29 protein-coding genes are annotated in these 23,459 nt (G+C 66.6%); 25 read left to right on the forward strand and 4 right to left on the reverse strand.

Translation table 11 applies throughout. From position 1 onward, the window contains the following. The first annotated feature begins 68 nt into the window (after positions 1–68). From xdhC to HOY44_RS05140, 9 genes are all read left to right on the forward strand, one after another. On the forward strand, positions 69–1,040 hold the full coding sequence (xdhC, locus tag HOY44_RS05100) for a xanthine dehydrogenase accessory protein XdhC (protein WP_287433446.1): 972 nt from the start codon (positions 69–71) through the stop codon (positions 1,038–1,040). Beyond that, positions 1,015–2,547 (forward strand): ABC transporter ATP-binding protein, encoded by a 1,533-nt coding sequence (locus HOY44_RS05105; protein WP_287433448.1) that lies wholly within the window; start codon positions 1,015–1,017, stop codon positions 2,545–2,547. The genes xdhC and HOY44_RS05105 overlap by 26 nt, the downstream gene beginning before the upstream one ends. A 2-nt stretch (positions 2,548–2,549) precedes the next feature. Continuing rightward, positions 2,550–3,641: an ABC transporter permease gene (locus tag HOY44_RS05110; RefSeq protein WP_040885823.1), complete on the forward strand. Its 1,092-nt coding sequence runs from the start codon at positions 2,550–2,552 to the stop codon at positions 3,639–3,641. A 119-nt stretch (positions 3,642–3,760) separates the two neighbouring features. Next, the gene (locus HOY44_RS05115) at positions 3,761–4,684 is read left to right on the forward strand and encodes an ABC transporter permease (protein ID WP_008334450.1); all 924 of its coding nucleotides are present in this window, start codon (positions 3,761–3,763) and stop codon (positions 4,682–4,684) included. A 40-nt stretch (positions 4,685–4,724) separates the two neighbouring features. Further along, complete coding sequence (locus tag HOY44_RS05120) at positions 4,725–5,477, forward strand: ion transporter (protein WP_287433449.1); 753 nt, start codon at positions 4,725–4,727, stop codon at positions 5,475–5,477. Position 5,478: 1 nt separating this feature from the next. Next, positions 5,479–6,564 (forward strand): BMP family ABC transporter substrate-binding protein, encoded by a 1,086-nt coding sequence (locus tag HOY44_RS05125; RefSeq protein ID WP_008334445.1) that lies wholly within the window; start codon positions 5,479–5,481, stop codon positions 6,562–6,564. Positions 6,565–6,714: 150 nt separating this feature from the next. Beyond that, positions 6,715–7,266: an EF-hand domain-containing protein gene (locus HOY44_RS05130; RefSeq protein WP_287433451.1), complete on the forward strand. Its 552-nt coding sequence runs from the start codon at positions 6,715–6,717 to the stop codon at positions 7,264–7,266. A gap of 90 nt (positions 7,267–7,356) precedes the next feature. Then, positions 7,357–8,421 (forward strand): NAD(P)/FAD-dependent oxidoreductase, encoded by a 1,065-nt coding sequence (locus tag HOY44_RS05135; protein ID WP_287433453.1) that lies wholly within the window; start codon positions 7,357–7,359, stop codon positions 8,419–8,421. A gap of 41 nt (positions 8,422–8,462) precedes the next feature. Beyond that, on the forward strand, positions 8,463–9,617 hold the full coding sequence (locus tag HOY44_RS05140; protein ID WP_287433455.1) for a lipocalin-like domain-containing protein: 1,155 nt from the start codon (positions 8,463–8,465) through the stop codon (positions 9,615–9,617). Positions 9,618–9,620: 3 nt separating this feature from the next. Here the strand turns inward: HOY44_RS05140 and HOY44_RS05145 are convergent, their stop codons facing one another. Together HOY44_RS05145 and HOY44_RS05150 are read right to left on the reverse strand one after the other, a co-directional pair. Further along, on the reverse strand, positions 9,621–10,520 hold the full coding sequence (locus HOY44_RS05145; RefSeq protein ID WP_287433456.1) for a DMT family transporter: 900 nt from the start codon (positions 10,518–10,520) through the stop codon (positions 9,621–9,623). Beyond that, complete coding sequence (locus tag HOY44_RS05150; RefSeq protein WP_008334440.1) at positions 10,517–11,383, reverse strand: LysR family transcriptional regulator; 867 nt, start codon at positions 11,381–11,383, stop codon at positions 10,517–10,519. The genes HOY44_RS05145 and HOY44_RS05150 overlap by 4 nt, the downstream gene beginning before the upstream one ends. Before the next feature lie 302 nt (positions 11,384–11,685). Here HOY44_RS05150 and HOY44_RS05155 point away from each other — a divergent pair, with 302 nt between their 5' ends. The 4 genes from HOY44_RS05155 to HOY44_RS05170 are packed head-to-tail and all read left to right on the forward strand — an operon-like array spanning position 11,686 to position 13,410. After that, positions 11,686–12,030 carry a hypothetical protein gene (locus tag HOY44_RS05155; protein ID WP_287433458.1) on the forward strand — a complete coding sequence of 115 codons (345 nt, stop codon included), beginning with the start codon at positions 11,686–11,688 and terminating at the stop codon, positions 12,028–12,030. Continuing rightward, positions 12,027–12,500 carry a hypothetical protein gene (locus tag HOY44_RS05160; protein WP_287433459.1) on the forward strand — a complete coding sequence of 158 codons (474 nt, stop codon included), beginning with the start codon at positions 12,027–12,029 and terminating at the stop codon, positions 12,498–12,500. The genes HOY44_RS05155 and HOY44_RS05160 overlap by 4 nt, the downstream gene beginning before the upstream one ends. 8 nt (positions 12,501–12,508) lie before the next feature. Further along, positions 12,509–12,955 (forward strand): hypothetical protein, encoded by a 447-nt coding sequence (locus HOY44_RS05165; RefSeq protein WP_287433461.1) that lies wholly within the window; start codon positions 12,509–12,511, stop codon positions 12,953–12,955. Then, positions 12,952–13,410 (forward strand): hypothetical protein, encoded by a 459-nt coding sequence (locus tag HOY44_RS05170; protein ID WP_287433463.1) that lies wholly within the window; start codon positions 12,952–12,954, stop codon positions 13,408–13,410. The genes HOY44_RS05165 and HOY44_RS05170 overlap by 4 nt, the downstream gene beginning before the upstream one ends. Here HOY44_RS05170 and HOY44_RS05175 read toward each other — a convergent pair. Further along, on the reverse strand, positions 13,407–14,177 hold the full coding sequence (locus tag HOY44_RS05175) for a putative nucleotide-diphospho-sugar transferase (protein WP_287433465.1): 771 nt from the start codon (positions 14,175–14,177) through the stop codon (positions 13,407–13,409). The two genes, HOY44_RS05170 and HOY44_RS05175, sit on opposite strands and share 4 nt — an antisense overlap. A gap of 393 nt (positions 14,178–14,570) precedes the next feature. Here HOY44_RS05175 and ffh point away from each other — a divergent pair, with 393 nt between their 5' ends. From ffh to rpmE, 12 genes are all read left to right on the forward strand, one after another. Next, a complete protein-coding gene (gene ffh, locus HOY44_RS05180; RefSeq protein ID WP_287433466.1) occupies positions 14,571–16,076 on the forward strand; it encodes a signal recognition particle protein in 1,506 nt (501 codons plus the stop codon). A gap of 99 nt (positions 16,077–16,175) precedes the next feature. Beyond that, positions 16,176–16,784: a GNAT family N-acetyltransferase gene (locus HOY44_RS05185; protein WP_287433467.1), complete on the forward strand. Its 609-nt coding sequence runs from the start codon at positions 16,176–16,178 to the stop codon at positions 16,782–16,784. Continuing rightward, positions 16,781–17,110, forward strand: coding sequence for a chorismate mutase (locus HOY44_RS05190; protein WP_407943647.1), 330 nt, complete (start codon positions 16,781–16,783; stop codon positions 17,108–17,110). Before HOY44_RS05185 ends, HOY44_RS05190 begins: the two co-directional genes overlap by 4 nt. Before the next feature lie 35 nt (positions 17,111–17,145). Beyond that, entirely contained in the window at positions 17,146–17,544 is a 399-nt protein-coding gene (gene rpsP / locus HOY44_RS05195) for a 30S ribosomal protein S16 (RefSeq protein WP_287433468.1), read from the forward strand. A gap of 81 nt (positions 17,545–17,625) precedes the next feature. Further along, positions 17,626–18,138 (forward strand): ribosome maturation factor RimM, encoded by a 513-nt coding sequence (gene rimM / locus HOY44_RS05200; protein WP_138421659.1) that lies wholly within the window; start codon positions 17,626–17,628, stop codon positions 18,136–18,138. Continuing rightward, the gene (locus HOY44_RS05205; protein WP_287433470.1) at positions 18,135–18,941 is read left to right on the forward strand and encodes a hypothetical protein; all 807 of its coding nucleotides are present in this window, start codon (positions 18,135–18,137) and stop codon (positions 18,939–18,941) included. Before rimM ends, HOY44_RS05205 begins: the two co-directional genes overlap by 4 nt. A 53-nt stretch (positions 18,942–18,994) precedes the next feature. Continuing rightward, the gene (locus HOY44_RS05210; protein WP_287433471.1) at positions 18,995–19,924 is read left to right on the forward strand and encodes a hypothetical protein; all 930 of its coding nucleotides are present in this window, start codon (positions 18,995–18,997) and stop codon (positions 19,922–19,924) included. Positions 19,925–20,080: 156 nt separating this feature from the next. Continuing rightward, the gene (gene trmD, locus HOY44_RS05215) at positions 20,081–20,878 is read left to right on the forward strand and encodes a tRNA (guanosine(37)-N1)-methyltransferase TrmD (protein WP_287433473.1); all 798 of its coding nucleotides are present in this window, start codon (positions 20,081–20,083) and stop codon (positions 20,876–20,878) included. 70 nt (positions 20,879–20,948) lie between these two features. Next, on the forward strand, positions 20,949–21,572 hold the full coding sequence (locus HOY44_RS05220) for a CDGSH iron-sulfur domain-containing protein (protein ID WP_287433474.1): 624 nt from the start codon (positions 20,949–20,951) through the stop codon (positions 21,570–21,572). Beyond that, positions 21,569–21,853 carry a GNAT family N-acetyltransferase gene (locus HOY44_RS05225; RefSeq protein WP_287433475.1) on the forward strand — a complete coding sequence of 95 codons (285 nt, stop codon included), beginning with the start codon at positions 21,569–21,571 and terminating at the stop codon, positions 21,851–21,853. The genes HOY44_RS05220 and HOY44_RS05225 overlap by 4 nt, the downstream gene beginning before the upstream one ends. A 275-nt stretch (positions 21,854–22,128) precedes the next feature. Next, positions 22,129–22,509, forward strand: a complete 381-nt coding sequence (rplS, locus tag HOY44_RS05230) for a 50S ribosomal protein L19 (protein ID WP_008334407.1) — start codon at positions 22,129–22,131, stop codon at positions 22,507–22,509. An 11-nt stretch (positions 22,510–22,520) separates the two neighbouring features. Then, a complete protein-coding gene (rpmE, locus tag HOY44_RS05235) occupies positions 22,521–22,742 on the forward strand; it encodes a 50S ribosomal protein L31 (protein WP_008334405.1) in 222 nt (73 codons plus the stop codon). Between the two features lie 58 nt (positions 22,743–22,800). Here the strand turns inward: rpmE and HOY44_RS05240 are convergent, their stop codons facing one another. Beyond that, positions 22,801–23,457 carry a hypothetical protein gene (locus HOY44_RS05240; RefSeq protein WP_287433477.1) on the reverse strand — a complete coding sequence of 219 codons (657 nt, stop codon included), beginning with the start codon at positions 23,455–23,457 and terminating at the stop codon, positions 22,801–22,803. Positions 23,458–23,459 lie beyond the last annotated feature (2 nt).

Below are 23,459 nucleotides of genomic sequence, written 5' to 3' on the forward strand. Positions count from 1 at the left end.
CAAAAATACTTCGGGAGGGTCCGGGAGGGCTGGCCCTCCCGGTTCTCCACCCGCACAAGGGGCGCGGCATGAGCTTCGACCGCGCCCACCTCGCCACCCTGATCGCAGACCACGGCCCCGTGGTGCGCGTCGTCGTGACGCAGGTGGCAGGCTCCGCCCCGCGCGAGGTCGGCGCATCCGTCACCGTCTGGCCGGACGGGCAGGACGGCACCATCGGCGGCGGCACGCTGGAATACGAAGCGGTGGCCACCGCCCGCGCCATGCTCACCCAAGGCCGCGACATCGCCACCCGCACCGTCGCCCTCGGACCCGACATGGGCCAATGCTGCGGCGGCCGCGTGCGCCTGCTCTGGGAACGATTCACCGAGACATCGCTGCCCGAAGGCGACACCTTCTGCCGCCCGATCACGGACGCCCCCGCCACGCTGAAAGTCCAGCAAATTCAAACCCGTGCCCGCAATCAGGGCGACGCCCCTGCCCCGGCCCTCGTCGACGGCTGGATGATCGAACCGATCACCACCACGCCCGCCCCTGTCTGGATCTGGGGCGCAGGCCACGTGGGCCGTGCGCTGGTCGCCACCCTGACCGCGCTGCCCGGTCTCGCGATCACCTGGGTGGATACCGGCCCCGACCGTTTCCCCGGCACGATACCCGAGGGCGTCACCGCCCTCCCCGCCCCGAACATCGCCGAGGCGACCCGCTTTGCGCCGACGAACGCGCATCACATCGTGATGACCTACAGCCACGCGCTCGATCAGGCGATCTGCGACGGTCTGCTCACCCGCGGTTTCGCCAGCGCGGGCCTCATCGGCTCGGACACCAAATGGGCGCGCTTTCGCAAACGCTTGCAGCAATCGGGCCACCCGTTTGCCGAAATTGACCGCATCCGCTGCCCCATCGGGGACAAGGCGCTCGGCAAACACCCCGCCGCGATTGCGCTCGGCGTGGCGGCCGATATCGTGAGGGACGTCGCGCGCGCAGGGGATGGCGCGCTGGGGGACAAGGGGACAGGGAATGATAGACGCCTATCTGGCGATTGACGGGCTGACCAAGGCCTATCCGGGCGTGGTCGCCAACGATGGCGTGTCGTTCGCCATCGCTCCCGGTCAGGTCCATGCGCTTCTGGGCGAAAACGGCGCGGGCAAGTCCACGCTGGTCAAGATGATCTACGGCCTCGTCAAACCCGACAGCGGCCAGATGAAGGTGAACGGCGCCCCGTTCGAGCCTGCGAACCCCCATGCCGCCCGCGCCGCCGGGGTCGCGATGGTGTTCCAGCACTTTTCCCTCTTCGACGCGCTCGACGTGGCCGAAAACATCGCACTCGGCATGGACAATCCGCCGCCCATGCGTGAACTCGCCAAGAAGATCACCGACGTGTCCGAGGCTTACGGCCTGCCGCTCGACCCCACGCGCCGGGTCGGAAACCTGTCGGCCGGCGAGCGTCAACGCGTTGAAATCATTCGCTGTCTTTTGCAAAACCCCAAGCTTCTCATCATGGACGAGCCGACCTCGGTCCTGACCCCGCAGGAGGTCGAGATCCTGTTCAAAACGCTGAACAAGCTCTCGGCAGAAGGCACCGCGATCCTCTATATCTCCCACAAGCTCGAAGAGATCCGCGCGCTCTGCGACCACGCCACCGTGCTGCGCCTCGGCAAGGTGGTGGGCGAGTGCAATCCGCGCGAGAAATCCGCCCGCGAACTGGCCGAGATGATGGTGGGCCAGACCCTCCATACGCCCTCGCGCGACTATGCCGAACCGGGCGAGGTGCTGCTCACGGTCGAGAACCTCACACTCGCCCCCGCCGACGAATTCGGCACCCGCCTGCGCGACATCTCGTTCGAGTTGAAGGCGGGCGAGGTCCTCGGCATCGCGGGCGTCGCGGGCAACGGGCAGGACGAATTGCTCGCCGCCCTCTCGGGCGAGCGGACCACCGCGCCGAAGACCATCACGCTCGAAGGCGCCCCGGTCGGCCGCATGGGCCCCAATGCCCGCCGCGCCGTGGGCCTGCTCGCCGCACCCGAAGAACGGCTGGGCCATGCCGCCGCGCCCGAGATGAGCCTGACGGAAAACGCGCTGCTCACCGGCGACATCCGCGAAAACCTCACGAAGAACGGCTTCGTGGCATGGGGCAAGGCCCGTGACTTCGCGGCCAGCGTCATCAAGGCCTTCGACGTGCGCACGCCGGGGACCGAGACCGCCGCAGGTGCCCTCTCCGGCGGCAATCTCCAGAAATTCGTGATCGGGCGCGAGATCCTGCAGCGGCCCACCGTGCTCGTCGTGAACCAGCCCACATGGGGCGTCGATGCCGCCGCCGCCGCCGCGATCCGGCAGGCGATCCTCGACCTCGCCGCCAAGGGTGCAGGCGTCATCTGCATCTCTCAAGATCTCGACGAGTTGATGGACGTCTCCGACCGCATCACCGCGATCACCGAAGGCCGCCTCGCCCCGCCCCGCCCCGCGAAAGGCATCACCATCGACGCCATCGGCCTGATGATGGGCGGCGCGCATGACATGGAAGAAGCCCACCCCGAAGAGGCCCACGTATGAGCCTGATCCGCCTCGAAAAACGCCCCGCCCCCTCACGGCTCTTCTCCGCCCTGACCCCGCTCATGGCGGTGGTGGCGACGATGATCGCGGGCGGCATCATGTTCGCCATTCTGGGCGCGAACCCGCTGGAGGCGATCCGCACGATCTTCTGGGATCCGCTCTTTGATCCGCAATTTGGCCCCTATTCCCGGCCCCAGCTTCTGGTGAAGGCGGGCCCCCTGATCCTGATCGCCACCGGCCTCGCTTTGGGGTTCCGGGCAGGCATCTGGAACATCGGCGCGGAAGGGCAATACATCATGGGCGCGGTGGTCGGCGCGGGCGCGGGCCTCGCCCTCTACCCGTCCGAAAGCCCCCTGCTCTTTCCCCTGATGGTGCTCGCCGGCGCCCTCGGCGGCTGGGCCTGGGCCATGATCCCGGCCATTCTCAAAACCCGCTTCGGCACCAACGAAATCCTCGTCTCTCTGATGTTGGTCTACGTGGCCGAGAACATCTTGGCCTCGGTCTCCTCCGGCCTACTCAGGAACCCCGACGGCATGGGCTTTCCCGGCTCGCGCAACTTCCGCCGCGACTTTCCGGCGGCCTCCAACACCGAAATCATCGAGAACACGGGGATGCACTGGGGCGTCGTCGCCGCCTTCATCGCGGTGATCCTCGCCTATGTCCTCATGTCGCGGCACAAAATGGGCTTCGCGATCCGGCTCGCCGGCGAAGCCCCTCGCGCGGCGCGCTTCGCAGGCGTCTCGCCCACGCGCCTCATCATCTTCTGCCTCGGCACCGCAGGCGCGCTCGCGGGTCTCGCGGGCCTGTTCGAGGTCACCGGCCCCGCAGGCCAGATCTCGATCGACTTCAACTCGGGCTACGGTTTCACCGCGATCATCGTGGCCTTCTTGGGTCGCCTGAACCCCATCGGCATCCTGCTCGCGGGGCTTCTCATGGCGCTCACCTATATCGGCGGGGAACTCGCCCAACTCATGCTCGGCATGCCCGCCGCCGCGATCCAGCTCTTCCAAGGGATGCTCCTATTCTTCCTGCTCGCGATGGACGTCTTCGCCAACTACCGCATCCGTATCGGCACGCCGGAGGTCGCGAAATGAGGGTCTTTCCGGTCTCGAAATATCCCGGGGTCCGGGGCAGCGCCCCGGAATCCGCCGCGCCCAAAGGCGCGGCTCCCACAGCGCGGGCGCACGCCCGCACCGCTTGCTAGGAGGCGCATATGGATTTCGGCTCGATCAACCCGATCCTTCTCATCGCCTCGCTCATGGTGGCCTCGACCCCGATCCTGCTCGCCGCACTGGGCGAGATGGTGGTCGAAAAGGCGGGCGTCCTGAACCTGGGCGTCGAGGGCATGATGATTACCGGCGCCGTCGTCGGCTTCGCCATCGGCGTCAACACCGGCTCCAGTTGGGCAGGCTTCGCGACCGCCGCAGTCGCGGGCGCGGCGCTGTCGATGATCTTCGCGGTCATCACGCAGGTGCTTCTGTCCAATCAGGTGGCGACCGGCCTCGGCCTGACCCTCTTCGGCCTTGGGCTCTCGTCGCTCATCGGCAAACCCTATGTCGGGATCAAGGCGCCGGGCTTCTCCAAGCTCGACATTCCGATCCTGTCGGACATCCCGGTCCTGGGCCCGATCCTCTTTCGCCACGACCCGATGGTCTACGTCTCGCTCCTTCTCGTCGCCGCCGTCTGGTATCTGCTCACCTACACCCGTGCGGGCCTCGTCCTGCGCGCGGTGGGCGAGAACCACTCCGCCGCGCACGCCCTCGGCTACAAGGTCGTGCGCGTGCGTTTCATGGCCATCGCCTTCGGTGGTGCCATGGCGGGCTTGGGCGGCGCTTACGTCTCCCTCGTGCGGGTCCCGCAATGGGTCGAGGGCATGACCTCGGGCGCAGGCTGGATCGCGCTCGCCATCGTCGTCTTCGCCTCGTGGCGGCCTTGGCGCATTCTGCTCGGCGCCTATTTGTTCGGCGGCATCACCGTGCTACAGCTCAATTTGCAGGCAGCCGGTTCGACCATTCCCGTCGAGTACCTGTCGATGAGCCCCTACCTTGTGACCATTCTCGTGCTGGTCATAATCTCCGTCCGGGGCAATCACGGGGCTCCGGGCTCACTCGGTCGGGTGTTCCATGCGTCGCATTGACGGCCCCGGCGAAGGCGAGGCCCAACGGTCTGAGGGATGAGTGTCACGCACCGAGATCTTGGAAATTCTGGACGGGACGCATGCGCGGATCGGGGGGCGGGTCGCGCTTGCGATGGACGTGCTCGTGGTTCTGTCGGCCATCGCCATCGCGGTCGAAACCCTGCCGGGGCTCGCACCGGGCACGCGCAGGCTGCTCATCTCGTTCGAGGTGTTCATCGTCCTCGTCTTCGCAGCCGAGTATTTCCTGCGCCTTTATGCCGCCACCAGACCGTCACGCTACGTGTTCAGCTTTTGGGGTGTCATCGACCTTCTGGCATGGCTTCCGGCCCTTCTGATGTTCATCCCCGCGTTTCAGGCGATCCGCGTGTTGCGGCTCATCCGGCTTCTGCGGCTCATCAAGCTGTTCAACACGGCCCCTGCGCTGAACCGTCTGCTTCGCGCCTTCAGTCAGGTGAAATCCGAACTCGTCGTCTGGGGCGTCGTCTCGACCCTTCTGCTCTACATCTCGGCGGTCGGCATCTACGTGTTCGAAAACCCGGTCCAGCCCGAGGTCTTTTCGTCGATCCCGGCCGCCCTATGGTGGTCGGTGGTCAGCTTCACCACCGTGGGCTACGGCGATATGTTCCCCATCACGGGGGGTGGCCGGATCATGACCACCATAATGCTCTTCATCGGTCTCGGGATCTTCGCGGTCCCGGCGGCCATCGTAACGACCGCGCTGCTCGAGGCGGAAACCAAACTCGACCCGCGCGATCCGGACCCGAACCAACAGGAATCCAACAAGGGAGACTGACATGAAAACTGTCACCAAACTACTCGCCGGAGCCGCGCTCGCGGTCGGACTGGCGGGCATGGCACAAGCCGAAAGCCATGGCGAACCGGTCAAGGCCGGCTTCATCTACGTCGGCCCCGTCGGCGACGGCGGCTGGACCTACGAACACGATCAGGGCCGCCTCGCGGTCGAGGAAGAGTTCGGCGACATGGTCGAAACCGTCTATCAGGAAAACGTGCCCGAAGGGGCCGACGCCGAACGCGCGATCACCCAGATGGCGCTCTCGGGTGCGGACATCATCTTCACCACGTCCTTCGGCTACATGGACCCGACCATCGCGGTGGCCGAGAAGTTTCCGGATGTGAAGTTCGAGCACGCCACCGGCTACAAGACCGCCGACAACGTGTCGGTCTATTCGGCCCGCTTCTACGAAGGCCGCGCGGTTCAGGGCCACATCGCGGGCAACCTGACCGAGAGTAACATCATCGGCTACATCGGTTCCTTCCCGATCCCGGAAGTCATCCGTGGCATCAACTCGGCCTACATCCACGCCAAGAAGGTGAACCCGGATGTCCAGTTCAAGATCGTCTGGGCCTACACCTGGTTCGACCCGGCGAAAGAGGCCGACGCCGCCAAGGCGCTGATCGAGCAAGGCGCTGACGTGATCCTCCAGCACACCGACTCGACGGCCCCGCAGGCCGCCGCGCAGGAGGCGGGCAACGTCTACACCTTCGGTCAGGCCTCGGACATGTCCGAATATGCCCCGATGCCGCGCGTCTCGTCGATCATCGACAACTGGGCGCCCTATTACATCGAGCGCGTGAAGGCGGTCATGGACGGCACGTGGGAATCGACGAACACCTGGGACGGGATCGGACCGGGCATGGTCGGCATCGGTGAAATCACCGACGCGGTTCCGGCCGAGGTGAAAGCCGAAGCCGAAGCCCTGCGCGACGCCATCGGCGCGGGCGAATACCACCCGTTCACCGGCCCGCTCAACAAGCAGGACGGTTCGGCATGGCTGGGCGAGGGCGAAACCGCCGACGACGGCACGCTCGCGGGCATGAACTTCTACGTCGAAGGTATCGAAGGCGAGATCCCGAACTGATCCGGGCGACAGTCCGACCGGAAAGGCCCTGCTTCGGCGGGGCCTTTTCTTTTGCGATGCGGTGCCACTTCTGCGGCAGGCGGTCGCAGGTCCGACGGAACACATTCGCCTAGCCGTATATGTTTCAGATCGAACGCATAGGAGACAGAAATGACAAAGCTTCGCACCACACTTCTCACCACCGCGATCGCAACCGCACTCGCCCTCCCCGCCCTTGCGGATGCCCGGGGTCAGGGCTTCCTCGACCAATGGGATGCGAACGGCGATGGTCGCGTCACGCTGGCCGAGGCGATCCAGCACCGTGCCGAGACCTTCGCGACCTTCGACGCGGATGAAAGCGGCTCGCTCGACGCGGACGAGCTGACCGCGATGGACACCGCCAGCGACGGGATGCGCCGGACGATGCGGGCCGGGCAGCACGCCGAAGGCCGTCAGGGGAAGGGTCCGCGCATGGGTCAGCATGAAGGCATGGGCCAGCATGACGGCATGGGTCAGCGCCAGGGCAAGATGATGGGCCAGCATGGCGGTCAGGGCCGGATGGGTCACGGCCAGCAGCCGCAGGATCACGCCGCCATGGACGCGGACGGCGACGGCCTCTTGTCGCTCGCCGAATTCACCGACGCCACCGCCGACTGGTTCCAGCGCCGCGACCGCTCCGGCGATGGCGCGATCACCGCTGACGACTTCGGCCCGCGCTTCTGACCCTCGCGTCCCTGTCAGAGCACCGGCCCGGCCCCGCAGGGAAACCTGCGGGGCCTTTTCATTGGCAACCCGCCATGTCAGCGTCGCGCCATGGACGACTTTCTCATCATCGGCGGCGGCATCGCCGGCCTCACCGCAGGCGCCCACCTCGCCGCGCACGGCACCGTCACCCTACTCGAAGCCGAGGATGTGCTGGGCTACCACGCTTCGTCGCGCTCGGCGGCGATCTTCATCCCGACCTACGGCGCACCCTCGGTCAAGGCCCTGAGCCTCGCCTCGGCCCGCGACCTGCACGACACCGGTCTGACCAGCCCGCGCGGCGTCATGGCCGTCGGGCGCGCGGGGGAAGAGGAAAAGCTCGCCCATATCGCCGCCGACCTGTCGCTCTCGCCGATCCCGGTCGCCGACGCCCTGTCCTTCGTGCCGATCCTCGACCCGGCGGTCATCACCTGCGCCGCCCACCGGGAAGAGGCCTGGGACATCGACACGGATGCGCTCCTGCAACTCTATGCCAAACGGGTGCGCGCGAACGGTCAGGTCGTGACCCGCGCCCCGGTGACGGCGATCCGCAGGGGCGACGGGTGGGAGGTCGAGGCGGGCGAGGTCACCTACCGCGCCCGCACACTGGTCAATGCCGCCGGACCCTGGGCCGACCGGGTCGCGGAACAGGCGGGCCTCGCCCCCATCGGGATCAGGCCGCTGCGCCGCTCCATGGCACGCATCGACGTGCCCGGCGGCACCGACGCCCGCGACTGGCCCATGCTGATCGGCGCCAACGAGGATTGGTATGCCAAGCCCGACGCGGGCGCCCTGATCGTCTCGCCGTCCGAGGAGGACCCGAGCGACCCGATGGACGCATGGGCCGACGACATGGTGCTGGCAGAAGGGCTCATGCACTTCGAAGAGCATATCACGGGCGAGGTCACGCGCATGCTCGCCAACTGGGCCGGGCTGCGCACCTTCTCGCCCGACCGTCAGCTTGTGATCGGGGCCGATCCGGCGGCGCCCGATTTCTACTGGATGGCGGGGCAAGGCGGCTACGGCTTTCAGACCGCCCCGGCCGCCGGGCGCCTGCTCGCCGCGCTCGTCACAGGCACCGCGCCCGAGGTGCCGCCCGACATCGTCGGCGCCTGCGACCCCGCCCGCTTCCGCTGAACGCGCTTGCACGCGACGGGTTGGCGGGGAAATATCCGAATATGGATGGACCGACCCAGACCGGCGCGCCGCTGCGCACGGGCCCCCTCCGGCTCGCCCCGGTTGCGGGGGCCGAGCTGGAATGGTGGTTCGGTCAGGGCCATGTCACGGGTGAAACCACCCGCCTGCGGTTCATGTTCGCCCTGTTTCGCGCCGAGATCGGCGGCACCGAGGGCTCGGTCGTCCTGACGCATGTGCTGGACGAGGTGACGGGCAAGACCCAAGCCCAGGCCCGCGTGACGCCCGGCATCCTCGCAATCGAAGACCGGATCGCCGCCGAGGTCGCGAAATCCTGCGTGCCGAACTGGGTGCCCGGCCTCATGCAACTCGCCCTCTGGCGTCACCGCAAGGACAACGCGACCCTCACGCTCCGCCACCCGGCGCTCACGGTCGACCCCAAGGGTGTCCGCTTCGGCACCGATCCCTTCGCGGCAAGCGGCGGCGGCCTCCTCCTCGCGCATGATCCGATGCGGGGTCTTCTGCGCCTGACCCTGCCGACCGGCGCGGGGAGCGGCCTCGAGGCGCAAGTGCCGATGCCCGACGAGGTCATGCACGAAGATGCGGCGGGCCTCTCGGCGGGTCACGCTGCGGGCTTTCACTACCAATGCGCCCCCGCGCTCCCGCTTTCAGGCCGGATCGGGCATGAAAGCGTCACGGGAAGCCTGTGGTTCGACCGGCAATGGGGTGCGCTGGAGGGCTGGATGCTGGCCGATGCCCCGCGCGGCAAGGCGCTGTTGGGCTGGGACTGGTTCGCGCTTTCGCTGGGGCCCGACTGGCACCTGATGCTCAGCCGCCATCACGACCGCCCCACGGGCACGACTCGGGCCGCCTCGACCGTGCTCTTCGACCGGGGTCAGCCCATCGCCCTGCCGCAGGGCCACGATGCCGTTCCGGTCCGGTTCTGGCGCAGCCCGGCCACGGGGGCCGACTACCCGGTCCAATGGTCGGTGCAGGTGCCCGATCTCGGTTTCGAGACCTTCGTGACGCCCCTGACCGACGATCAGGAAATCCCCTTGCCCGGAGGCCTGACGGTCTGGGAAGGCGCGGCCGGGTTCGAGGGCACGCTGGACGGCCACATGATCGAAGGGCCCGCGCGGCTGGAACTCGCCGGTTACGCCGCCGTCCTGTCGATCCGAGACCGATGGCGGCGGCGCTGACCCTCAGGCTTCGTGTTTGAGAAGCATCAGGATCGCGACGGCGGTGATGAGCAGGCCAAGCAGCGTCCAGAGGTCCGGCAACCCGTGCCCGAACGCCAACTCCCACAGGATCACCCAGCCGGGCGTGAGATAGGTATAGGCCATGACCTTGGCGCCGGGCAGACGCATGGTCGCGAAGTTCAGAAGCACGAAGGTCATCGCCGACGCCCCGATCGCCAGATAGGCGAGCGCGACCCAGAAGATCGGCGGCATCGCCCCGAAATCGACGCTGACAAGGTCGCGCGCACTGTATCCCGCGAGCACGAGAAACCCGGCCGACAGCACCCAGAACGACGCGGCAATCGCGCTCTCCCCCCGACTGAGCTTGCGCATCAGCGGCACGTAGAGGGCATGTGAGATACAGCCGATGAAATAGATCACCTCGCCCCGCCCGATCTGGAACGCGGCCAGCCGCGCCGGGTCGCCCCGGAAAATGACCCAGAGCGCCCCCACCGCGCCCACGGTCAGGGCCAACGCGATCCGGCGCGTGGTGACCTGCCGCAAGAGCAGCCACGAAAACGCCGCCGTCATGACGGGCACCAGCGTGAACACCGCCGAGGCCGCCACCGGCATCGCCGTCTTGAGCCCCTCGAACATCAGCGCGAAATAGCTGCCGAACACGGCGCCCAGCACCAGCCAGCGCCACGGCGCCCGTGCATCGCGCAGCCGGATCGCCCCGGTCGCAACCCCGATCACGCCAAGGATCACCGCCGCGATCGCGAAGCGCAGCGCCATGTAGGCCACCGGGTCGATCAGGTTCGCCGTAAGCGAGCCAAGCGTGAACGACCCGCCCACCAGCATCGAAAAGGCAAGCATGGCCCCATGGCCCTTGACCGCCTCGGCCCCGCCGAACCGCTCGCTCATTCGCAATCCTTGAGGCTGGCCTTGAGGTGCTGGGTCAGCGCCTGAACCTTGGCCGTGCGGTGCAGGTCCACATGGGTGACGAGCCAAAGCTTCGCCGACCATTCGTCGCGCGGCGGCAAGACCTGCACAAGGTCCGGCCCGGCCTCGGCCACGGGCGAGAACCCAAGGCCGACGCCCGCGCGCAGAGCCTCGTAAAGCGACAGATCGTCGATGGCCCGGAACACGACTCGGTCGCGCGGGATGTTGGCCGACATCCAGCGCAGCCCCGGCGCGCGGGTCTGTTCATCATCGGCACCCACGAAATCATGGGTGACGAGGTCCGCCTCGGTCGGCATCCCCCGCCGTTCGACATAGGACGGCGCGGCATAAAGCGCGGTTTTCAGCGTCGCCAGTTCCTGCACCACATTGTCGAGTTCCTTGGGCGGGCTGCCCGCCCGGATCGCCACATGCGCCTCACCGTATTCCAGACGGAAAATCCGGGGGCCGGTGCGATAGACCAGCGTCACGCTCGGGTGCTGGGCCTGAAACTCGGCCAGAACCGGCATCAGCCGCCGGGTGAACGAGGCGAGCGTGGTCACCACCAGCTCGCCCTGCACGGCGCTGCCCTGCCCCGACAGCCGCGCCGAAAGCTGGGCGAACTGATCGTCCGTGGCCTGCGCGACCCGCGCCAGATCCTCGCCCGCCTCGGTCGGCGTGTAGCCCCGTGCGTGACGCTGAAACAGCTTCACCCCCAATCGCGCCTCGAGCGCGTCGATGTGGCGGATCACCGTCGCATGGTGGACGCCCAGCGCCTGCGCGGCACCCGAGACCGTCCCGTGCCGCACGACTTCGAAGGCGGTGCGCAGCCCGTCCCAATCCTGCATGTCGCCTCCTGTGCGCATGTGAACACTTGGGGCAGAAGGAAGCACGGGATGTGGAGAGAGGCAAGGTCGGGTTTTCGCGGCGGTCCGTTGCCCGACCCATCACGACCCACCGAGGACGACGCCCTTCCCCTTCGCGCCAAGGCGGTAGCTTTCGCATGTCAGCCGCGCGGAGCCATGAAAGTCATCACCCACACCCCGGACCTCCTGATCGTCGAAGACCGGCCCGTGTTCATCGCGTTCATGCTGATCGTCTTTACGCTGGTCTTTCTCGGTGCGGGTCTGGGTATCCTCGCTGCCGGCGAATGGTGGGGGCTGGTCTTCGCGGGCCCGGGCGGCGGCATGGGCTGCTCTTCTTCGCGATTTTCGTGCGGCGGGTTCAGGTGGTGTTCCACCGCCCGGACCGCTACGTCGAGTTTCGCCGCAAGAACGTCTTTCGCGCACTCAAAGTCCGCCACGACCTGCGCGATGTCTCCCGCGCCATCGTGGAGCGCAATCGGTCGTCCGAGGGTGGCACGACCTACCGCGTGACGCTTGTGTTCGACACCGGTGAAAGCGCAGGCCTTCACCCGATCACCTTCGCCTATTCCTCGGGCTCGGGCCACGAACGGGCGGCCCGTGCGATCAACGAGTGGCTGGGGGCACAGTGAAAGTCACCACCGACACCCCTGATCTGCTCGTCATCGACGACCGGCCGCTGGTCTTCGCGGTCATGCTGATCCTGTTCATCCTCGCTTTCGTCGCCGTCGGCTTTTTCCTCGTCTCCGAAGGGATCTGGGCGGGGCTGATCTTCGGTGGCTTCGGCGGCGGGCTCGGCCTGATCGGATACGCCCTTTTCGTGCGGCGGGTTCAGGTGGTGTTCCACCGCCCCGAGGGCTGGATCGAACTCCGCCGCAAATCCGTCTTTTCGACCGAAACGGTGCGCCACGGCTTGTCCGAGGTGTCCCACGCCGAACTCGACATTCTGCGCAGTGCCGGCACGTCGAACACGTGGCGTGTGGTTCTCGTGATCCCCGAGGGCGAAAGCGCGGGACACCACCCGATCACCCTTGCCTATTCCAACGGACCCGGGCACCAGCGGTGCAAGGACGCGATCAACGCTTGGCTGGGGGTGGAATGAGAATTGCGGTGAACCGACCGGACCGGCTGGTGATCGAACACCGCCCGCACAGCCTGATGCTGATGCTCGCGGCCCTCGCGGGCGTGGCGCTTGCGGTCGGGGTGGACCTTGCACGGCACGGGTCGGTCTGGGCGGCGGTGCCCCTTGCGCTCGCCCTCGTCCTCGCACTTCTCGTCCATTACGATTTTCTCGCCCACACGACGGTGACGCTGGACCGGACCACGGGCATGGCCGACATCCTCTGGTGCGACGACGCGGGCCTCTCGCGCCGGACCCTGCCTCTGCACGGGGTCGAGCGGGCGGTGGTCGACACCATCCGCTCCCACGACGGTCCAGCGATCCGGCGCACGGCGCTGGTCGTAGGCGACCGGCACCACCAACTCACCCGCGCCTTCCTGTCCGGCCCGACACCGGACCGCGTCGCGCGGGCGATCAACGACTGGCTGGCCCGATGAAAGTGACCGAGAACACCCCCGATCTGCTCATCGTCGAATACCGGCCCGTGTGGATGAGCCTCGGCCTGATCGCCTTCATCCTCGGGTTCCTCGTCTTCGGCATCGCGATCCTGTCGGCAGGCGATACGCTCAAGGGGGTCACCGTGATCCTGCTGGGCGTGGTCTGCGGCGGCATCGGCTTCGGGGCCTTCGTGCGTCGCGCGCAGGCCGTGTTCCACCGCCCCGAAGGCTGGGTCGAATTGCGCAACAAGTCCGTCTTCGGCACCAAGCGCGTGCGCCATGATCTGACGGAGGTGGCCCGCGCCATCGTCGAAGAGCTGTCCGACACCGCCCGCGTCACGCTCGTCATCGACGAAGGACAGTCGGCGGGTCGTCACCCGATCAGCCAGATCTATTCCTCGGGCGACAAGCAGGCCGTCGCGGAGACGATCAACGACTGGCTCGGTGTGCGCTAGTCGTCTTTCGGATCGAACCGCCGGATCGGGTGATCGTCGCGCCCGCCCGCCGCATCCCACTCGGCCTCGTGCGCCGCACGCTCGGCATCCATCAGCGCCATCACGTCGGAAATCCGGTCGCCGCCATGGCGCATGTGGTCCATGAACCGGTGCGAATGGAGGATCGTGGGGCGCGCATCCAGCGGCTCCCACGCGTCGAGCATGGTTACGCGGCGCAGGTTGAACTCGGGCGGCAGAACGTAGAACCGCAGGTCCGATTCCCACAGCAGGTCTTTCAGCACCGGCTGGTCGCGATAGGTGCCCGCCGCCACGTAGCGCCGCACCCACTCGGCCAGAAAGGCGCGCATCGCCTTGGACCGGCGATAGAGCATGACGCCGGAATTGAGCTGCGGAAAGGCATAAGGCGTCGTCACCGCATGGCCCGCCCGGATCAGGTCCGACCTGCGCCGCACGTCATGGGCGAGCGCCAGATCGAAACGGTCGAGAACGTCCCACAGATCGCCCAGCGGGTTCACCACCAGCGTGTCGCAGTCCAGAAACAGCGTGCGGTCGAACCGGGTCAGGGCCATGCAGTCGAGTTTCGAGCGGTCGTGCGGATCGGTGATGCGATGCACGGCGTCGAACAGCCCCTCCGGCACCGCCTCGGGCGCATCGGTGAACAGGTCCACCGCCAGATCGGGTTCGACCACACGCAGGGACCGCGCAGAGGCGACCGCAAGATCGCGGTAGTCGGCCCCCGTGGCCACGTAGATGACGCCCCTGTCCATGATCCAATCAGCGCATGAGGCCCCGACCTGTGCAAGTGCGAAGGCATTCTCGATTTCGCCGCGGGCTGACGCCCGCGTCGACCCGCTGGAGGGGCATCGCCATTGTCGCTCGGACCAATGGCGCGACACTGTCGATCCCTCCAGACCTCCCCGAGGTTTTTTGAAACAGAGAAGGGCAGTCGGGCAGGCACAAGCCGGGTGCAGGCTTGACTCGGTGGTGCGGCGCGCTTATTGCCCGCATCAACTTCCGGAAGTCGAAAGCTTCCGGTCCCATGGCTTATGCCGGGATCGCCCTCCGTCAGCGCGTTGCGCCCACGGGGGCGCTACTGGTTTGAGTTCGAGCGCACCCGCCCCTATCTGGGGAGCAAACGGAATACGGCGAAAGGAGCCGCAATGTTTGAGAGCCTTTCAGATCGCCTGTCCGGTGTCTTCGACCGGCTGACGAAACAAGGTGCGCTGTCGGAAGATGACGTCAAAACCGCCTTGCGCGAGGTGCGGGTCGCGCTGCTCGAAGCCGACGTCTCGCTCCCCGTGGCGCGCGACTTCGTCAAGGCGGTGCAGGACAAGGCCACCGGGCAGGCCGTAACCAAGTCGGTCACGCCGGGCCAGCAGGTCGTCAAGATCGTGCACGACGAACTGGTCTCGGTACTCACCGGCGCGGAAGACCCCGGCAAGCTCAAGATCGACAACGCGCCCGCGCCGATCCTCATGGTCGGCCTTCAAGGCGGCGGCAAGACGACCACCACCGGCAAACTCGCCAAACGCCTCAAGGAGCGCGAGAACAAGCGCGTCCTCATGGCCTCGCTCGACGTCTACCGCCCGGCGGCCATGCACCAGCTTGAAGTGCTGGGGGGCCAGATCGGCGTCGACGTGCTTCCGATCGTCGAGGGGCAGAAGCCTGTCGACATCGCCAAGCGCGCCAAGCAGCAGGCCACGATGGGTGGCTATGACGTCTACCTGCTCGACACCGCCGGTCGTCTTCAGATCGACGAAGTCCTGATGCAGGAAGTCGAGGATGTGTCCAAAGCGGTGAACCCGCGTGAAACGCTTCTCGTCGTCGATGGTCTGACCGGTCAAGTCGCCGTGGAAGTCGCGGAAGAGTTCGACGCCAAGGTCGGCATCTCCGGCGTGGTCCTGACCCGGATGGACGGTGACGGGCGCGGCGGGGCGGCGCTGTCGATGCGCGCCGTGACGGGCAAGCCCATTCGCTTCGTCGGTGTGGGTGAGAAGCTGGACGCGCTCGAAACCTTCGAGCCGGACCGGATCGCGGGCCGCATCCTCGGCATGGGCGACATCGTGGCCCTCGTGGAAAAGGCGCAGGAAACCATCGAGGCCGAGCAGGCCGAAAAAATGATGCGCCGGATGGCCAAGGGTCAGTTCTCGATGAACGACCTGAAAAGCCAGTTCGAGCAGATGATAAAAATGGGCGGCATGGAGAACGTGATGGGGATGCTCCCCGGCATGGGCAAAGCGGCCAAGGGCCTGACCGCCGCGGGGCTCGACGACAAGATGCTGCGCCGTCACATCGCGCTCATCAACTCGATGACCAAGCACGAGCGCCGCAATCCCCAGATCCTTCAGGCCAGCCGCAAAAAGCGGATCGCTGCGGGCGCGGGGATGGAGGTCGCGGACCTCAACAAACTGCTCAAGATGCACCGCCAGATGGCCGACATGATGAAGAAGCTCGGCAAGATGGGCAAAGGCGGGATGCTGAAGAACGCGATGAAATCCATGTTCGGCAAGGACGTGGACCCGACCGAGTTCCAAGATCCCAAGAAACTCGACGAAGCCGCCAAGATGCTCGCCCAGAAGGGCGCTGCGGGCGGTTTTCCCGGCATGGGGAATATGGGCGGCATGCAGATGCCGTCGGACCTGTCCGGTTTTGGAAAGAAGAAATAAGATGACCAGCTTCATCCAGCATATCGTGTTCGCGCTGACGGCGGGCAGCGTGTCTGCCCCGTGTCCCGTGCGTGCGCGCTCTGTCGGGGCCGTGCGCGGATGACGGACGGCGTGTGTCAGCCATGGGAACTGCCCGCCTCTGGCCCGGCCGCGATCTTCGCGGACCGGCTGCAGGCGATGCTGCCCGTGCTCGACACCCCGCGCCTGACGCTGCGCGCGCCGATGCTCGACGATTTCGCGACCTATGCCGCGATCATGGGGTCCGAGCGCGCCCTGCACATGCACGGACCGATGAGCCGCGAAGACGCTTACCTCGATTTCACCTGCACCGTGGCCGGATGGCTGCTGCGCGGCCATGGCCTTTGGACCGTGATCCGCAAGGACACGGGCGCCGTTGCCGGCTTCGTTCTGGTCAACATGGAGCCGGGCGATCAGGAGCCAGAGCTTGGCTTTTTCCTGACCGATGAGGCCGAAGGCCACGGCTTCGCGACCGAGGCGGCTCAGGCCGCGCGCGACCATGCGCTGGGGGCCTTGGCGCTGGAGCGCCTCGTCTCCTACGTCGCACATGGCAACGACCGCTCGGCCCGACTGGCCGAAAAACTCGGGGCCTTCCGCGATGCTGTGGCCGAGGCCGCCGTCAACGACGACTGCCGCGTCTACCGTCACGCGCCGATGGGCGGCGACGGCGGGATGGAGGCTTACGCATGAGCCAGTTGGAGACCGACATGACCACCGACGTGACCGCCCGCGCGGCCGAGGTTCTGAAAGAACACCGCGCTTCGATCGACCGTCTCGACGCGATCCTCGTCTACACGCTGGGCGAGCGGTTCAAACACACGCAGGCCGTGGGGAAACTCAAGGCCCAGCACGACCTTCCCCCGTCCGATCCGTCGCGCGAAGCGACCCAGATCGCGCGTCTCGAAGATCTGGCGGTTCAGGCCGACCTCGACCCTGAATTCGCCAAGGCTTTTCTGAACTTCATCATTCAGGAAGTCATTCACCACCACGAAAAACATCAGGAATCAGGGGCTTGAGCCCCTTCCATAGCTAATCTCAGGAGACACTCATCATGGCTATGAAAATTCGCCTCGCCCGTGGCGGCACCAAGAAACGCCCCTTCTACCGCATCGTCGCCGCCGACTCGCGCATGGCGCGTGACGGCCGCTTCATCGAGAAGCTGGGCACCTACAACCCGCTGCTGCCGAAGGATTCGGAAGAGCGCGTGAAGATGGACCTCGACGCCGTCAAAGCCTGGCTCGACAAGGGCGCCCAGCCGACCGACCGCGTGGCCCGTATGCTCGAAGCCGCCGGCGTGCTCGAAAAGAAAGAGCGCAACAACCCGAACAAGGCCGTGCCGGGCAAGAAAGCTCAGGAACGCGCTGAAGAGAAGGCCGAAAAGGCCGCCGCTGCCGCTGCGCCCGCCGAAGAGCCGGCCGAAGAGGCCGCTGCCGAGGAAACCACGGAGTAAGCTCCGGTTTCGCTTGGAACATATCAGGGCGCGGGGTTACATGGCCCCGCGCCTTTTTCGTGAGCAAGGGAGCCTTGGACCGTGAGCGAGGATCGCATCTGCGTCGGCGCGTTCGCCGGATCTTTCGGGGTCGGTGGCGAGGTGCGCGTGAAGTCTTTCTGCGCCGAGCCCGAGGATATCGAAACCTACGGGACGCTTTGGACCGAAGACGGGGCGCGCAGTTTTACCCTGTCCCTGACCCGGTCGATCAAGACCGGCTTCGCGGCGGATGTCGACGGGATCACCACCAAGGAACAGGCCGATGCCCTGAAAGGCGTGCGGCTCTATGCCGACCGTGACGCGTTGCCGTCGTTGCCGGATGACGAATTCTACCATGCCGACCTGATCGGCCTGACCGTGCTCGATACCGGCGGGGCCGAGGTCGGGCGCGTCAGTGCGGTCCACAACCACGGCGCGGGCGACCTGATCGAAGTCGCGGGACCGGGGCTCAAGACACCGGCACTGGTGCCCTTCACCCGCGCCAACGTGCCGACCGTGGACCTGACGGCAGGCCGCATCGTGATCGACCCGCCGGAGGGGACGTTCCCGGAATGACGCGCGTCATCGTCCATGCCGGGTATCACAAGACCGGCACGACGAGCTTGCAGGATTTCATGGCGGCGAACCGCGAAACGCTCGCCCCCGTCTTGGCCTATTACGGCAAGATGGAGTTTCTCGGCGCCGGGGCCGACGCCCGCATCTATGCCCAGCGCCCCTATCCGTGGCGGCTTGCCCGGTTTCGGCGGTCGCTGCGCAAGTTCCTGAAATCCATACCGGATCACGAGTTGATCGTGCTCTCGCGCGAGACGTTCTCGGGCGGAATGCCGGGCCACCATCAGGTCGGCGGTGCCCTGATGACATCCTATTTCGGGCCGTCGCTGAAACTCGCCCATGCGATCGTCGCCGAATTGCGCCGCCGCTTTGGCGAGAGTGTCGAGATCACGTTTTTCTACACCACCCGCGCGCGTGAGGCGTGGATCAGGTCGGTCTACGGCCACCTGCTCCGCTCGATCCGGCTGACCGAGGATTTCGAGACTTTCCGTGGCCATTTCCCCGCCCTCGCCTCGCCCGCCGAAGAGGCGCAGCGCATGGCGGGCGCGCTCGCCCCGATCCCCGTCGCCATCGCCGCGTTGGAGGACTGGGGCCACACCGCCGAAGGCCCAGCGGGCGCGCTTCTCGATCTCGCGCGTGTGCCGGGTGACCTGCGCGCCCGCCTGACCCCTGTCGCACGCGCGAACGAAGGACAGACGCCCGAAATTCAGGCCTCCTTCCTTGACCTCAACCGGCAGGCGATGTCCAAATCCGCATTGAGACAGGCCAAGGCGGCGCTGATCGACGCCGGGCACTCCGGTAACTGACAAAGGCGACCCGCACCGTATGCCATGCGCCCGTCGGCTTCGACGGATCGGGGGTGCGGGCCAGACACGAGGGAGAGAGGCAACTGTCGTTCGGGCCATACAGTCGCGCGGGCCTCGCCCTCGTCTTCGTGCCGCTTTACGCGGGTCCGATCCTGTCGGGCTGGGCCGGGCATCCGCTGGCCACCCTGCCCGTCTTTGCCCTCGCCTTCCTGTTTTTCATCGCCGCAAGCCGCCGCCCGGACCTGAGCGACCCCGCCGGGATCGCGGGCCTTGCGATCATGGCGGCGGTGCAGTTCGTGCTGGTCACCGTCTGTTTCGGGGGCGGGGCGCTCGTCGCGCGGTTCGCAGGCCCGCTCGCCGCCCCGCTGTGGCTGCCCATCCTGATGACCGCCCTCGCCGCCGTCGTCGGGGCGCTGCGGTATTCCGAAAATGCCGAAATGAACGTCTTTCTCGACAGCGCCATCGAAGAGCTCGAAGCCATGAACGACGGACGGGCGTCGGACTGGGCCGAGGTTCACCCGGAACCGTCACCGGACGTTCAGGCCGCCGTCGATCAGACGGTCGCGGCGCTCAGGGGCTTGCCCGCCAATGCCAACGTCGCGATGATCGACCCCATCGTTCAGGATCTGGAACAGCAAGCCGACGTCGCCGGTTTCGACCCGTTCTACGACGCGGCGGGCATGGTCGACGGGGTCGAGGATCGCCGGGTCGATCTCGGCCTCCTGCGGTTCGTGGCCAGCCCCTATATCCGGCGTAAGCTCGTCGAACGTGGCGAAGGCGGCATCGCGCCGATGCTGATGCTGAACGCCAGCGACCCCGGCGTCCGCTCCGAGGCGCGCAGCCTTCTCGCCACACTCATCGACGAGGGCGCGCCGAACGCGCAACTTCCCGATCCCGTCTGGCTGGACGAACTGAACGCGGCGTTTCCCGGCGAAGGCTATGAAGAGATCGCCCGGCAGCGACGCGACCGGATATCCGCCTGAACGGCAGATGCGTCGCAAGACCCTCTGACCGACGCCATCGGTGCGCCGTAGTGCCGGGCGCTTCCGACCATGGCCCTGATTTCAGCCACGCGCCATCGACGGACCCTTCACGCTGGCGACTTCCCAAGCCGTGCGCCCCGCGCTATGAGCGCGGCCATGACAAACCCGCCCAAATCCCACGGTCGGCTGGCCGTACGCCCCACCCTGCGCCCCCGCTCGCTGATGGAGGACAACCCCGACCTCGTGGGCAACTGGCGCGCGCGGGTCATCACGCTGTTTCCCGAGGCTTTCCCCGGCGTGCTGGGCGAAAGCCTGACGGGCCGTGCGCTGGCCGAGCGCAAGTGGGGGCTGGAGACCATCGCGCTGCGCGAGTTCGGCGAGGGCAAGCACCGCAACGTGGATGACACACCGGCGGGCGGCGGCGCCGGGATGGTGCTGCGGGCGGATGTGGTGTCACAGGCGCTCGACCGGGCGCGCGAAGGCACGCCGATGGACCGCGCCCGCTGGCCCATCGTCTACCTGTCCCCGCGCGGGCGACTGTTCGATCAGGCCACCGCGCGCCGTTGGGCGGCGGGCGACGGGATCACCCTGCTCTGTGGCCGGTTCGAAGGCGTGGACGAACGCGTGCTCGAAGAATATGCGATCGAAGAGGTGAGCCTGGGCGACTTCGTTCTGACCGGGGGCGAAATCGCGGCGCAGGCGATGATCGACGCGACCGTGCGGCTTTTACCCGGTGTGCTCGGCAACGCCGCCTCGACCGAAGAAGAAAGCCATTCCTCGGGCCTTCTGGAGCATCCGCAATACACCCGGCCCGCCGAATGGCGCGGGCGCGCGATCCCGCCGGTGCTCATGTCCGGCAACCACGGCGAGATCGAGAAATGGCGCCGCGCGCAGTCCGAGGCCCTGACCCGTGACCGTCGCCCCGACCTTTGGGCGCGCTACCGCGACGACTGACCAAGCGCACGCTTGTCGCCACCCCCCTTGCCCGGCTAGGCTCGACCCGACCGCACAGGCAGGAGCGCCCATGTCCCGCGCCAAGAGCGACGAGATCACCATCCAGTTCGACGGATCGACATGCATCCACGCGCGCCGCTGTGTGCTGGGTCTGCCCGCCGTGTTCAAACCCGGCACGCCGGGCGGCTGGCTGTTCCCCGAGAACGCCCGCGCCGCCGAGATCGCGCGCGTGATCGACGCCTGCCCCTCCGGTGCGCTCAGCTACACGCGCCACGACGGCGGCATGGGCGAACAGGTCCCGCCCGTCAATACGGTGCGCCTGTGGGAGAACGGGCCGAACGAGTTGCGCGGTGATCTGTGGATCGACGAGGCGCCGACGACCCGGATGCTCTTGTGTCGCTGCGGACAGTCGAAAAACAAACCCTTCTGCGATAATTCCCACGTCTCCGCCGGGTTCACGGCGACCAGCGAACCCGAAACGCAGGACGCGCAGGAAACCGAGATCGGCGGCGATCTGACCGTCACACCGCTGCCCAATGGCCCGGTGAAGATCGAGGGGCATGTGGAGGTCATCGCGGCCTCGGGCCGTCAGGTCGCGGTCGGCGAAAAGATGTTTCTGTGCCGCTGCGGACAATCAGCCAACAAGCCATTCTGCGACGGCAGCCACACACGCGCGGGGTTTACGACCGAATGAGCATCGACGTCACCAAGGAACAGGGCGAGACCAAGGGGCGCTTCGTCGCCGTGGTCGACGGGCACGAGGCGGAACTGACCTATTCGCGCACCAGCGCCACCCTCATCATCGCCGATCACACCGGGGTTCCCGACGCGCTTAAGGGGCAAGGCGTGGGTCAGGCGCTGGTCAAGGCACTGATTGCCGACGCCCGCGAGTACGGCTACCGCATCATCCCGCTCTGCCCGTTCGTGAAAGCGCAATACGCCCGCCACCCGGAGTGGTCGGACGTCATGCAATAAAGGGATTTGAGGCGTTCAAAAGCCTTGATCCAAAGTGATTCTGCTCTTATACGCTGCCCGTCCGGGCCCCTCGCGGGGCATCCGGGCCGTTGTCCAATGCCAGGGCACCCGCTTCTTCGGTGGGCAGGTCGGCCGGACGACGAGACCAAAGGAACAGTGACCTGAACCCTCCGGTGGGCGCTCGCGCAAGCGACAAGCGGACCCAGTCGAAGACACGGAGCTCTGAGGCGCGTCAAACTTCGCGGGTCAACCGTGAGCAGTATAGGAGTGGTCCGATGGACCTGATCGCACAACTGGAAGCCGAGCAGATTGCCGAGCTCGGGAAAGACATTCCGGATTTCAAAGCGGGTGACACCATCCGCGTCGGCTACAAGGTGACCGAAGGCACGCGCACCCGCGTGCAGGCCTACGAAGGCGTCTGCATTTCGCGCAAGAACGGCGCGGGCATTGCCGGTTCGTTCACCGTTCGCAAGATTTCCTTCGGCGAAGGCGTGGAACGCGTGTTCCCGCTCTACTCGACCAACATCGAGTCGATCGAAGTGGTGCGTCGCGGTAAAGTCCGCCGCGCCAAGCTCTACTACCTCCGTTCGCGTCGCGGCAAATCGGCCCGTATCGCGGAAGACACCACCTACAAGCCGCTCAAAGCGAAAGCCTGAGGAGAGACGAGATGAAAAAGGAAACCCATCCGGACTACCACATCATCGACGTCAAGATGACCGATGGCACCGTGGTGCAGATGAAATCGACCTGGGGCGCCGAGGGCGACACGCTGTCGCTCGACATCGACCCCACCGTTCACCCGGCCTGGACCGGGGGCTCGTCCCGCCTGATGGACACCGGCGGCCGCGTGTCGAAGTTCAAGAACAAGTACGCCGGTCTCGGCTTCTGAGCCAGCCCGCAAGACGTATCGGAAACGCCGCCCCACACGGGCGGCGTTTTTCGTTGGGCTATTTCGTCGCCCGCAGCACAGGGGCCAGTATGTCCGAGAACATGCGCCGCCATTCGTCCGGCTGCGTCTCGGGCACCACGGCGTTCAGGTAGCAGCGGCGCGACTGGATCAGCAGGTAGACCGGATCGTTCGCCCGGATCGGTTCGGACAGCGGCTCGCCCGTTTTCCTCAGTTGGGCCAGAGCTTCGGCAAGCTTCTCCTGCCGATAGTCGCCCTCGGTCTTCATCGCCTTCACCGCGTGATAGGCGGCGAGGATCGCGTCTAGCGCCGGGCGTCGCCGGCCCGCGAAAGCATCGCCTTTTTCAAAGCCGAACGCGTTGTCTCCGCTCGTGTCGTTGGGAAACAGAAACCGCCCCGCATCCACCATGCCCGACAGCCGGGTGGCGAGGCGTTCGAGTTCGGCGCGCACCTGTGCCGGGTCTTCCACGCTGTCGCGCACCGCAAGCACATCGGCGACGATTTCGAAGTACTCTTTGGAAAACGCAGTCACTTCGCGCCGGTATTCGCCCAAAAGCGCATAGCGTTGCGTGTGCCGGTCGTGGCGCCTGAGGTTGCGACTGATGACGAAACCGACACCCGCGATCATCAGGCCCGAAAGCGCCGAGACGGCTTCCCATGTGATGACGTCGAGGGTGAAGTTCAGGTCAATCGGCATCG

Origin of the sequence: Maritimibacter sp., assembly GCF_016774595.1 — a bacterium.
GTDB classification, from domain to species: Bacteria; Pseudomonadota; Alphaproteobacteria; order Rhodobacterales; family Rhodobacteraceae; genus Maritimibacter; species Maritimibacter alkaliphilus.